Source organism: Steroidobacter sp., assembly GCF_016790065.1.
Lineage (GTDB): Bacteria > Pseudomonadota > Gammaproteobacteria > Steroidobacterales > Steroidobacteraceae > Steroidobacter.
On the sequence record NZ_JAEUPY010000848.1, the window covers coordinates 1 to 11,838 of the forward strand.

Annotated in this window: 12 protein-coding genes; 4 read left to right on the top strand and 8 right to left on the bottom strand. The window is 61.5% G+C overall.

Annotated features, from left to right (window positions below; translation table 11 throughout):
- The 7 genes from JNL55_RS34020 to JNL55_RS34050 all read right to left on the bottom strand — a co-directional run.
- Nucleotides 1-1,362, bottom strand: a 1,362-nt coding sequence (locus JNL55_RS34020; RefSeq protein WP_293865323.1) for a bifunctional 2-methylcitrate dehydratase/aconitate hydratase, incomplete at its 3' end; no start/stop codon positions are given.
- Nucleotides 1,363-1,372: 10 nt separating this feature from the next.
- Nucleotides 1,373-2,527, bottom strand: a complete 1,155-nt coding sequence (gene prpC, locus JNL55_RS34025) for a 2-methylcitrate synthase (RefSeq protein WP_293865325.1) — start codon at nucleotides 2,525-2,527, stop codon at nucleotides 1,373-1,375.
- Nucleotides 2,528-2,649: 122 nt separating this feature from the next.
- A complete protein-coding gene (locus JNL55_RS34030; RefSeq protein ID WP_293865327.1) occupies nucleotides 2,650-3,930 on the bottom strand; it encodes an NAD(P)/FAD-dependent oxidoreductase in 1,281 nt (426 codons plus the stop codon).
- Nucleotides 3,931-3,950: 20 nt separating this feature from the next.
- Nucleotides 3,951-4,268: a 2Fe-2S iron-sulfur cluster-binding protein gene (locus JNL55_RS34035; RefSeq protein WP_293865329.1), complete on the bottom strand. Its 318-nt coding sequence runs from the start codon at nucleotides 4,266-4,268 to the stop codon at nucleotides 3,951-3,953.
- Between the two features lie 253 nt (nucleotides 4,269-4,521).
- Nucleotides 4,522-5,295, bottom strand: coding sequence for an enoyl-CoA hydratase/isomerase family protein (locus JNL55_RS34040; RefSeq protein WP_293865332.1), 774 nt, complete (start codon nucleotides 5,293-5,295; stop codon nucleotides 4,522-4,524).
- 85 nt (nucleotides 5,296-5,380) lie between these two features.
- Nucleotides 5,381-6,394, bottom strand: a complete 1,014-nt coding sequence (locus tag JNL55_RS34045) for a sulfate ABC transporter substrate-binding protein (protein ID WP_293865335.1) — start codon at nucleotides 6,392-6,394, stop codon at nucleotides 5,381-5,383.
- 143 nt (nucleotides 6,395-6,537) lie between these two features.
- Complete coding sequence (locus JNL55_RS34050; RefSeq protein ID WP_293865338.1) at nucleotides 6,538-6,759, bottom strand: hypothetical protein; 222 nt, start codon at nucleotides 6,757-6,759, stop codon at nucleotides 6,538-6,540.
- 213 nt (nucleotides 6,760-6,972) lie between these two features.
- Here JNL55_RS34050 and JNL55_RS34055 point away from each other — a divergent pair, with 213 nt between their 5' ends.
- Entirely contained in the window at nucleotides 6,973-8,235 is a 1,263-nt protein-coding gene (locus JNL55_RS34055) for a M20/M25/M40 family metallo-hydrolase (RefSeq protein ID WP_293865341.1), read from the top strand.
- A 1-nt stretch (nucleotide 8,236) separates the two neighbouring features.
- Here JNL55_RS34055 and JNL55_RS34060 read toward each other — a convergent pair whose 3' ends face one another.
- A complete protein-coding gene (locus JNL55_RS34060) occupies nucleotides 8,237-8,794 on the bottom strand; it encodes a phosphoribosyltransferase (protein ID WP_293865344.1) in 558 nt (185 codons plus the stop codon).
- 56 nt (nucleotides 8,795-8,850) lie between these two features.
- Here JNL55_RS34060 and bioA point away from each other — a divergent pair, with 56 nt between their 5' ends.
- The 3 genes from bioA to JNL55_RS34075 form a co-directional block, all read left to right on the top strand.
- The gene (gene bioA / locus JNL55_RS34065) at nucleotides 8,851-10,125 is read left to right on the top strand and encodes an adenosylmethionine--8-amino-7-oxononanoate transaminase (protein WP_293865347.1); all 1,275 of its coding nucleotides are present in this window, start codon (nucleotides 8,851-8,853) and stop codon (nucleotides 10,123-10,125) included.
- Nucleotides 10,122-11,231 (top strand): aminotransferase class I/II-fold pyridoxal phosphate-dependent enzyme, encoded by a 1,110-nt coding sequence (locus JNL55_RS34070; RefSeq protein ID WP_293865350.1) that lies wholly within the window; start codon nucleotides 10,122-10,124, stop codon nucleotides 11,229-11,231. The genes bioA and JNL55_RS34070 overlap by 4 nt, the downstream gene beginning before the upstream one ends.
- A gap of 92 nt (nucleotides 11,232-11,323) precedes the next feature.
- Nucleotides 11,324-11,838, top strand: a 515-nt coding sequence (locus JNL55_RS34075; protein WP_293865353.1) for a dethiobiotin synthase, incomplete at its 3' end; no start/stop codon positions are given.

Sequence of the window (11,838 nt, forward strand, 5' to 3'; positions counted from 1 at the left end):
CTGCTTTGCCGAGAAATGTCCGGCCACCGAGGCTTCGAACTTTTGCACCAGCACCGGCATGCCCTCGGCGCGTCGCTTGCGATGGCCGATGGGATAGTCGACCTGCACGCGCTCGGTCCGAGTGCCGTCTTTGAAGAACACTTGCACGGCATTGCCGATGGCTCGCTTGTCGGCGGCCAGGTATTCCTGAGTGAAGGTCGGATTCTCGTTAACGACCATGAGTTCGCGAAGCGCGTCGACGCGCGGATCTCGAGCAACGGCGTCTTCATAGTCGGACGCTTGCAGCCGGCCAAAGATCAAAGGAACGGCGACCATATATTGGATGCAATGGTCACGGTCGGCGGGATTGTTCAACGGCCCGGTCTTGTCGATGATGCGCACGCCGGACTCTTGAGTCTCGATCACGATGCGTTCGATCTGCTCCAGCTGCCGACGAACCTGCGGATGCAACTTCATCGCCGCCTCCACCGCCGTCTGCGCATGAAACTCGGCGGGGTAGGACAGCTTGAACAGGATGTTCTCCATCACATAGCTGCCGAAGGGCTGAGGCATGGACAGCGGCTTGCCCTTCATCAGCACTTCTTGAAAACCCCAGGTCGGCGCGCTGATCGCGGAGGGATAGCCCATCTCATCCACCATCGCCATCAACGCGTGACGCACGGCTCGGCTGGTCGCATCGCCGGCTGCCCAGCTCTTGCGGGAGCCGGTGTTGGGCGCGTGACGATAGGCTCGCAATGCGCCGCCATCGATCCAGGCGTTGGAAACAGCATTGATGACCTGCTCACGCGTGCCGCCCAGCATGGCGGTGGTCACGGCCGTCGAAGCAATGCGCACCAACAGCACATGATCCAGGCCAACGCGGTTGAAACTGTTCTCCAATGCCGCGACGCCTTGAATCTCGTGCGCCTTGATCATGTAGGTGAGCAAGTCGCGCACATGGAGCACCGACTTGCCCTGTGCCGCATGCCGGCGAGACATGAAATCCGCCACGGCCAGGATGCCGCCGAGGTTATCCGAAGGATGACCCCACTCCGCCGCCAGCCAGGTGTCGTTGAAGTCCAGCCAACGAACCATCGCGCCGATATTGAATGCGGCCTGCACCGGATCGAGTTCGTAACTGGTGCCAGGCACACGAGCGCCGCCTGGCATCACCGCCCCGGGGACCACTGGACCGAGCAACTTGGTGCAAGCCGGATAGCGCAGCGCCTGGAAGCCGCACGCCAACGTATCCATCAAACAATAGTAAGCGGTCTCGTAAGCGGTCTCGCTGTCGACCCGATACGACAGCACGTACTCCGCGATTGCGACCAGCAACTCATCCGGTGCCGGCCGCTGCGCCGACTTGAGATCGTAATGTGCCATTCGAACTCGATTACTGCCTCTGGTCGAGCGGCACGAACTGCAAGTTCTCCGGCCCGACGTAGTTGGCGCTGGGACGAATGATCTTGCCGTCTTCACGCTGCTCGATGACATGCGCAGCCCAACCCGTCGTGCGTGCGATCACGAACAGCGGGGTAAACATCGCGGTCGGCACTCCCATCAGGTGATACGACACCGCGGAGAACCAGTCGAGATTGGGGAACATGTTTTTGACGTCTTTCATCACCTTTTCCAGGCGCGCGGCGATGTCGAACATCTTGGTGTCGCCGGCATCCTGCGCCAACTGACTGGCGACCTGCTTGATCACTTCGTTGCGCGGGTCGGAAATGGTGTAGACCGGATGACCGAAGCCGATGATCACTTCTTTGTTGGCCACCCGCTTACGAATGTCTTCCTCGGCCTGATCGGGCGAGTCATAGCGCTGCTGAATTTCGAAGGCGACTTCGTTGGCACCGCCATGCTTCGGACCACGCAGCGCGCCGATGGCACCGGTGATGGCCGAATACATGTCCGATCCGGTGCCGGCGATGACGCGACCGGCAAACGTGGACGCGTTGAACTCATGCTCGGCGTACAGAATGAGCGACGTATGCATCGCATGCACCCATTCACGCGACGGTGTCTGCTGATGTAACAAGCTCAGGAAATGGCCACCGATGGAATCGTCATCGGTATCCACCTCGATGCGGCGGCCGTGATGGCTGTAGTGATACCAATAGGTGAGCATGGAGCCGAGGCTGGCGATCAACCGGTCGGCGATGTCGCGAGCCGCGGCAGCCCCGTGATGTTCAGGCTCCGGCAGCACACAGCCCAGCGTCGAAACGCCGGTGCGCATCACGTCCATCGGATGGGCCGCGGCCGGCAATTGCTCCAGCACCGATTTCACGGCGGCCGGTAGACCGCGCAGACGCGCCAGCTTGGCCTTGTAGCCGGCGAGCTCGGCATGATTCGGCAGCTTGCCGTGAATCAACAGGAAGGCGATTTCCTCGAACTCGCAACTCTTGGCGACGTCGAGAATGTCATAACCGCGATAATGTAGATCGTTACCGCTGCGGCCCACCGTACACAGCGCCGTGTTGCCGGCGGTGACGCCGGACAGTGCCACGGATTTCTTAGGCTTGAAGCCGCTCGAAGTTGCTTCGGTCATCGCGTGCCCCCTGATTGGTCCTTGGAGTATCAGGCGCCACTTTGCCACAGCGGCCGGCGCGACGACCAATGGGGTATTGCCGAAGCGGCGGCCCGGTTGTTAGCGGGCCGCCGTTAGCGATATCAGCTCTGCGGAGCGGCCGCTTGCACCGGCGGCGCCAGCGTCTTCAGCGGCACCGATTCGTCGGCCAACACGGCCGGATCGAACGCTTGGCAAGCCGCCACCAGGCGCTTGGCGACCATGAACTCCTGCGCGCGATTGACGGCATCGCAGGCGATCAGCTTGCCGGCCTTCAAGTAAAAGGCAGCGAACGACTTGTTGTCCGGCGAGCCGCGCAACACGAACTGATCGTAGCCCTGCGACAGGCCGGTCATTTGTAATTTCAGATCGTATTGATCGGACCAGAACCAGGGCACCGAATCGTAAGCCTTGGGCTTGCCAGCCAGCGAAGCCGCCGCGACGCGCGCCTGCTCGACCGCGTTCGGCACCGATTCCAAGCGAATCCGCCGGCCGCAGAACGTGCTGGGATGATTGGTGCAATCACCGGCAGCGACGATATCCGGATCGGAAGTCACGGCGTACTCGTTCACCACGATCCCGTTGTCGACATCCAAGCCCGCCGCCTGCGCCACTTCGGTGTTCGGCAACAAGCCGATACCCACGACCACCACGTCCGCCGGGATCACCACACCGCCGGTGCAGTGAACGGCAGTGACCGCGTCGCCGGCTTCGTTGAAGTCCAGCCCGGTCACTTCGATGTTGGTGCGCAAATCGACGCCGGCATTCCGATGCACGCGTTCATAGAACTCGGACATTTGTGGCGCGGTCACTCGTGCCAGCACGCGAGGCAGCGCTTCGAGCACCGTCACGTTCACATCGCGCGTAATCGCCGATGCGGCGACTTCCAATCCGACATAACCACCGCCGATCACTACCAGGCGCTTGCCGGACTCGAAGCGCGAGCGGATCGCGATCACGTCGTCGATGCTACGCAGGTAATGAAAGTTATTGGCGCGCTCGGCACGAGCCGCCGCTTCGATGGTCATGCGACGAGCGCGACCGCCGGTGGCCAGCGCCAACTTGGAATATTTCAGCTCGCGACCATCGTCCAATACCAGCTGCTTGGCGGCGCGATCGATACGCTCGACGCGGCGGCTCAGCAACACGTCGATGTTGGCTTTCTCATACGCCGCTTGTTGGCGCAGATACAGCGACGACGCTTCGCACTCACCCTTCAAATAAGCCTTGGACAGCGGCGGCCGCTGATACGGCAAATGGCCTTCCTCAGCGATGATGGTCAACGGCCCGGTGTAGCCCTGCTGGCGGAGCGCAAACGCAATTTCGCCGCCGGCGTGGCCGCCGCCGACGACATAAATGGGGTCGGTGTGAGTCTCGGTGGACATGAGTTATGTATCGAAATCGATCATTCTTCCGGGGCGAGCGTGACGCGCAGGCCGTCGTACTCCGGCTTCAGCTGCACCTGGCACGACAGCCGGGAGGTGTCCTGGCGGAACTGCAGCTCGGCGAGCAAATCGCCTTCGTCGCTCTGCCGCTCGGGCAGCTTCTCGAACCATTCCGGAGCAATGATGACGTGGCAAGTGGCACAGGAACACATGCCGCCGCAAATGGCGCTGACGCCATAATCCAGCTCGCGCAGCGTTTCCATCAATGAGCCTTGCGGCGCCGTCTCTACCTCGTGCTCGCCGCCGTTACGGTCCACCACCTTCAAACGAATACTCATTCAAATGCTCCAACCAGACCCTGTTGCAGATAATTCCCCGCAGGGGTGCGGAGCTTATATGGACAATTGCCCCGCGTGCACCCCATGGCCGGGTTTTTCAGGCGTTCGCTAAGCGCACGGCGGGTCATCGAGGGGTGGCGACGCCGCTAGGGCGGCCATTTGGCTGCCAGGCGCCCCCAGCGCTGGCCGGGGCAAGCCCGGCTACGGACTTGGTTGGGCCGCGCAGCGCCTACGGCAACGCCTGGGCCGCCGCTCAGCGTCCGGTGAATTTGGGCGGGCGCTTGTCGAAGAACGCCTTTACGCCTTCACGGAAGTCCTGGCTGTCGATGCAATCCTTCTGCAATTCACCTTCGGCGCGGATGGCACCGGCGAAATCCAGCGACGGCGCCCGACGCAGCAGCTGCTTCGTGCCGGCCACCGATAACGGCGCGGCGTCGGCCAATTTCTCGGCCAGCGCGAACGCTTCATTGAACAGGTCGGCGTCGGGCACCGCGCGATTCGCCAAACCCAGCTCGACACAGCGGGCGGCGGGAATACGATCGCCGCTGAGCGCCAGTTCGAACGACAGCCGGGGCCCCAGCCGCTGCGCGAACAACCAGGTCAGGCCGCCATCGGGCACCAGACCGATTTTGGCGAACGGCAGTTGCAGAAACGCTTTGTCGCCCATCAAGACGATGTCGCTGGCCAGCACGTAGCCCGCCGCGACCCCGCTCGCGAAACCGTTCACGGCCGCGATCACCGGCTTGGGCAGATCGGCGATGGCCAGCAAGCCGGGGCCGAATTCATTTTCCAGCATGGCCGCGACCTCGATTCCCGAAGGCGGCAACGCATTCAGATCGGCGCCGGCGCTGAAGCCACGCCCCGCTCCGGTCAACACCACGGCGCGAATATGTTCAGCCGCCGCGATCCTGTTGAACGCCTCGATGATGCCGACCCGCATCTCGTGGGTGAAGCCGTTCAAGGCTTCGGGTCGATTCAACGTAACGACGGCCACCCGGCCGCGCTCTTCATACAGCACATCGCTCATTGCGGTCTCTCCGTTGCTCTGCGCGGCAGGATGGCGCGAACCGACCTGCTGCGCAATGCTCGGAGCTAACGAGAAATCCGGGCGATCAGCGCGCCGGTGCTTTGGCCAACGCCTGGTCCAAGATGGCGCCGTCGGCAAAGTGAGTTTTGACCACCGAGTCCCAGCTGCCGAACGTTTCTTCGACCGTCAGCAACTTCACTGCCGGGAACTGCGCCGCGTACTTCTTGGATACGTTGGCGTCATGCACGCGGTTGTAATGTTTGGCGATGATCTCTTGGCCGGCGGGGCTGTACAGATACTTCAAGTAAGCCGTCGCCGGTTCGCGCGTGCCTTTGCGATCCACGACTTTGTCGACCACCGCCACCGGGAAATCGGCACGCAAGCTCACGGAAGGAATGACGGCCTGCAAGTTGCTCTTGCCATACTCGCGACGAATCGCAGTGATCTCGCTTTCGAACGTCACCAGCACGTCGCCGATGCCGCGCTCGATGAAAGTAGTGGTCGCGCCGCGGCCGCCGGTATCGAACACCGGCACGTTGGCGAGCAACCGAGTGACGAAGTCCTTGGCTTTGGCTGCATCGCCTTTGTTCTGTGACAGCGCGTAGGCATAAGCAGCCAGATACGTGTAACGACCGTTGCCCGAGGTCTTGGGATTCGGGAACACCACTTGAATGCCGGGCTTGGCCAGATCCGACCAGTCCTTCACTTGCTTGGGATTGCCTTCGCGCACCAACAACACCGGCAATGAATAGAACGGCGAGGAGTTGTTCGGCAAGCGTTGCCGCCAGTCGGCACCGACCAGGCCCTGCGTGTGCAGCAGCTGGATGTCGGTGACCTGGTTGAATGTCACCACGTCGGCCGCCAAGCCTTCGGCAACAGCACGCGCCTGCTTCGATGAACCGCCGTGCGACTGACGAATCTTCAGCGTCTTACCGGCTTTTTGTTGCCACTCGGCGACGAAGGCCGGATTGATATCGTCGAACAGTTCGCGAGCGACGTCGTAGGAGGCGTTGAGCAGTTCTTGTGAGAACGCCCGCTGCGAAAACACTGCGGACGTGAGCAGCACGCCGAGCAAGGCTAACCAGGGCCGAATTTTCATTGTTGTCACTGCCGACCAGATCGAGGGGCAGTGATTCTGCAGCCAGGCCTCGGGCGTGTCAGTAACGGCGAGGTGATAAGGAAGTTATGGTCCGTTATGAGCGAGTGAGGCGGCGCCAGCATGACGCCGCCTCTGCGGCCCGATTACTGCGCCGGCGGCGGCGTAGTGCCATCAGCCGGTGGCGTAGTGCTATCCGGTGGCGGCGTAGTGGCATCGGCAGGCGGCGGTGTTTCCGACGGCATTGGCGCAACTTCAGCCGGAGCTGGCGCCGTATCGGCCGGCGGTGCCACCGAGGTGTCATCTTTTTTAGCGCAACCGGCCGCGAACAACATCGCGGTCACGGCAAGCAAAGCAAAGGCACGCATGGTTTCATCCTCCAGAAGAATTCGGATGGAATCGAGTCCCCTACTAAGCGGTCGACCTCACTGATGGTTCCAACGCAGCCCGCGCCATCGCTGAATGTCAACGATTCGTCAACGACGGTTGCTGCGCCGATCAGTGCGTCATCTTTATAATGCCGCCTCGAGCTGCACGCTAGCTGGCGCAAACTTATAACTCGATCCAACCTGGGTGCCTGAATGTCCGAGACCGTCCGAGGGAAGGTGCATGCCTTTCTGGAACGCGAGTTCATCCGGCAAGTGGAATTCCTTGCTGAACTGGTGCGCGTGCCCAGCGACAACCCGCCGGGCGACTGCGCCTCGGCCGCTGAACGTGCGCACGAGTTGCTGGAGGGCCTGCTCGACCTGGAAGTCGAAAAGGACGTCGTACCAGCAGCGGCAGTAACAACAAACGGCATGATCTCGGCGACCAATCTGATCGTTCGCCGACGCTTCGGCCGCGGCGGACCGACGATCGCACTGAACGCACATGGCGACGTCGTGCCTCCCGGGGGCGGTTGGACGCGCGATCCATATGGCGCGGAAATCATCGACGATGCCGATCATGGCTTGACCATGTTTGGCCGCGGTGTCGCCGTGAGCAAATCCGACTTCGCCACTTACACCTGGGCGCTGCTGGCATTGCTCGACCTGGAAAAGCAGAGCGTGCCGCTGAACGGCGCGGTGGAGTTGCACTTCACCTATGACGAAGAAGTCGGCGGCAACATCGGCCCGAAGCGTTTGGTAGAACGACAACTGAGCAAACCCGACCTGGCAATCTGCGCCGGCTTTTCCTATGCAGTAACCAGCGCGCACAACGGTTGTTTGCATTTGGAAGTGGTGGTCAACGGCAAGTCTGGCCACGCCGCCATGCCGTCTACCGGCGTCGACGCATTGGCAGCGACCACCGATATTCTCAAAGCGCTGTACGAACATCGCGATGAGTTGTCGCAGCAGCACTCCAAAGTACCGGGCATCGACACGCCCACGCTCACGGTGGGACTGATTCAAGGCGGCATCAACACCAACGTCGTGCCGGATCGAGTCACGCTTCGTCTGGATCGTCGTGTCATTCCGGAAGAGTCGGCGGCAGACGCCGAGTCGCAACTGCATGCCGTGATCGAAGCGGCAATCTCGCATCGACCTGGCATCACGGTCGAGATCAAACAAATCATGCAGGCCGAGCCGTTGCTCGAACTGCCGGGCGCCGCTCGATTGATCATCGCGCTTCGCACTCACGCCGAGGCCGAGTTCGGTGTTGCAATCCCCGTGCGTGGCGTGCCGCTGTACACGGACGCGAGGCACTACTCCTCCGCCGGCATTCCTACCGTGCTCTACGGCGCGGGGCCGAGGACGCTGCAAGAAGCGAACGGCCACGGCGCCGATGAATGTTTGCGCTTGGACGATTTGAAAAAGGCCACGGCGGTGGTCGCACTCACGCTGGCCGATCTGATGCGACCTTGAGTTATTTCTGGTCCAAGAAGAAATCTGCGCCGACCGGCTTGTTGGCCAGAATCTCTTCGCGCGTCAGTCCCTGCACTTCGTGCGGGAACACCAGCCACTGATCGGTCTCGCGAATAAAATAATCCGGCCGCAGCGCACTGGTGTTGCGAGTCGGCTTGTAATACACCGTCGCGATCCGGACTTGCTCCGGCATGTTGCGACGACAGCGGCGCTGCAGTTCGCCGATCACCGCCTCCAAACTGCGGCCCGAATCGAACACATCGTCGATCAATAGCAACTGATCTTCGGCACTCAACTGCGACACCAGATAGTCGACGGCATGCACCCGCACGGTCTTGGCTTGTTGGTCGATGCCCTGGTACGACGAGGTACGAATCGCGATGTGGTCGCACTCGACGCCGTTGTACTCCAGCACCTCCTGTACACAGATGCCGATGGGCGCCCCGCCGCGCCAAATGCCCACCACGAACGAGGGCCGATAGCCACTGCGCACAATCTGGACACCCAAGGCCAGTGAGTCCCGCAGCAAGGAATCGGCCGAGATATAGGTTTTTTCCATCGGCGGATCATAGTCGCTTACACTGTCGACCTGCTTCTGTAGACGAGGTTGACAGCATGAACTGGCTCGAACGAGACGCTGCCACGGTCTGGCACGGCTTCACTCAGATGGACTGTTATGGCGTGAACAGCCCGGTCATCGTGGAACGAGCCGAAGGCCGAGAGCTGATTGACGTTGACGGGCGCCGCTACCTCGACGCGATCTCGTCGCTGTGGGTGACCACACTCGGCCATCGCGTGCCCGAACTCGATCAAGCCATTCGCGATCAGCTGGATCGGGTGGCGCACTCCACCATGCTCGGCAACGGCAATCGTATCGTCATCGAATTCGCCGAAGCCTTGGCGAAAGTGGTGCCGGTGGATCGTGCACATACGATCTTCGCGTCCGACGGCGCCGCCGCGGTCGAGCAAGCGTTGAAAATTGCATTCCAGTATTGGACCAACCAAGGCGAACAAGGCCGCACGACGTATCTCGCGTTCGGCGATGGCTATCACGGCGACACCATCGGTTCGCTGTCCTTGGGCGGCGGCGGCTTCGGCACACAAATTTTTGATCCGTTGCGCTTTCCGGTGATCCGCGCGCCGGCCTTCACCGAACCCGGCGCATTGCATGCCGCAGCCCAGTTGGTTCGTGAGCATCAACACAAACTCGCGGCCGTGGTCGTCGAGCCGTTGGTGCAAGGTGCTGCAGGCATGTCGATCGCGCCTGCAGAAGACTTCGCAGCATTGGCGCAGGCCTGTCACGACACCGGTGTGTTGTTGATTTGCGATGAAGTCGCCACCGGCTTCGGTCGCACCGGCACCTTGTTCGCGTCGGAACAATGCGGACTGCGACCCGACATTCTGTGTTTGGGCAAAGGCATCACTGGCGGTTATCTGCCCATGTCCGCCACCGTCGCATCACACCGAGTATTCGCCGCGTTCCTCGGTCCGGACCTCAGCGAGAAGACGCTGTATCACGGTCATTCGTACGGCGGAAATGCGCTGGCAGCAGCAGTGGCCCTCAAACATTTACAGCTGATGGCAGAGCCGCCCGTCCTTGACAACGTTCGTGAGCGCTCCGAGCAATTGCGCTCCGCGCTCGAGACTCGCATTCGTCCCTTCAAGCGCGTGAAACAAATCCGTCTGGTCGGTTTGATGGGCGCAGTCGAATTGGACACGAGCGACGATCCCAAGCTCGCGCGCCGAACTTGTATAGCGATGGTGAAACGCGGCGTGCTTTCGCGCTCCATGGGCCCCGTCATCACGCTCGTGCCGCCACTCACCATCACGGCAGCGGAAGTCGATCGCATCGTTGCGACGCTGGCCGCGGCCCTGGAGGAGACGGCATGACCGACTGGAACGCTTGGGCAGAGCGCGAACTCGCCGGCCTGCGCGCCATCGATAGATATCGCGAGCCAGTACCGTTCGACGGTGACGGGCCGGCCGGCACGGTGCGCGATAAATTGCTCACATCGTTTGCGTCAAATGATTACCTGGGCCTCGCTTCGCATCCGGAGGTGCGACGCGCAGCCATTGACGCTATCGAACGTTTCGGCACCGGTGCACTGGCGTCGCGCCTGATCGTCGGCACTCGCACCTTGCATGTGCAATTGGAATCGCAGCTCGCGGAGTGGAAACATGCCGAGCGTGCGCTGGTGTTTTCGTCGGGCTATGCCGCCAATCTTGGCGTGCTCACGGCATTGGGCGAAGCCGATGTGACGCTATTCAGCGACGCATTGAATCACGCTTCCATCATTGACGGCTGTCGCCTGGCCAAAGCCCGCAGTGTGATCTACCGCCATCTCGATCTAGAGCACTTGCAAAGCCTGCTTAGACAGACTCCAGGTCGCAAAATCGTGGTCACCGAATCGGTGTTTTCCATGGATGGCGACACCGCGCCGCTGTCCGCGCTCGCGCAGTTGTGTATCGAACACAGCGCACTATTGGTGATCGATGGAGCGCATGCCGCGCTCGGCCCCGAGCTGGAATCGATTTATGAGTTACAGGTGTTGCACGTCGGCACACTTTCGAAGACGCTAGGCTCGTTGGGCGGCTTCGTGGCCGGCTCCGGTCGTTTGATCGAATTGCTCGTGAATCGCGCGAGGACATTCATCTTCACCACCGGCCTGTCACCCGCCGACACAGCTGCCGCTAGCGCGGCAGTGCGAATTTATCGCAGCCAGGAAGGCGATCGCTTGCGCACTCGGCTGCGATCTCATATCGATATGCTTCGCCCCGGACATCCTTCGGCCATCGTGCCCATCGTGCTAGGTGAGGATGCTGCAGCACTCGCCGCAGCATCTCAGCTCAGAGAGATCGGCATCCATGTGCCGGCGATTCGCCCGCCGACCGTGCCCAAAGGCACCGCCCGGCTGCGAGTCGCGTTGTCGGCATCGCATACCGAAAGCATGATCAGGACTCTGCAAGACGCGCTCGCCAAACTCAACTTAAGCTAGCTACAAAATATCCAAGCATGACTTCGATTGTTACCAGACCTTCCCTATTGATCGGTGTGATCGGGACGAACACGGAAGTTGGGAAGACCTGGGTGACCACGCAGCTGTTGGCAACGCTCAAGCTGCGCGGCGCGCGAGTAGCCGCCCGCAAACCCGTGCAGTCCTATGCACCGGACGACATCAACACTGACGCGTCGCTGCTCGCAGGAGCCAGCGGCGAAGACCTGGCAGACATTTGTCCTGCACACCGTTGTTATCCGCTGGCGATGGCCCCGCCGATGGCAGCGAATGCGCTGGGCCGCGGCCCGGTGTGGATGTCAGAGATCGTCAGCGAGATCCGCTGGCCTGCCAACGTCGACATCGGCTTCGTCGAAACCGTCGGCGGCGTGCGCTCGCCACTGTCTAGCGACGGCGATAGCCTCGAACTGTTGCGACGCTTGGAGGTGGACCGGATGTTATTGGTGGCCGATGCCGAGCTCGGCACCATCAACGCCGTCCGCCTGACCCTGGCCGCGGTGGGCACGACGCCCACCGTGGTTTATTTGAATCGTTTCCAGCCCGACAACCCGTTACACGAATTGAATCGGCGCTGGTTGACTCAGCAGGA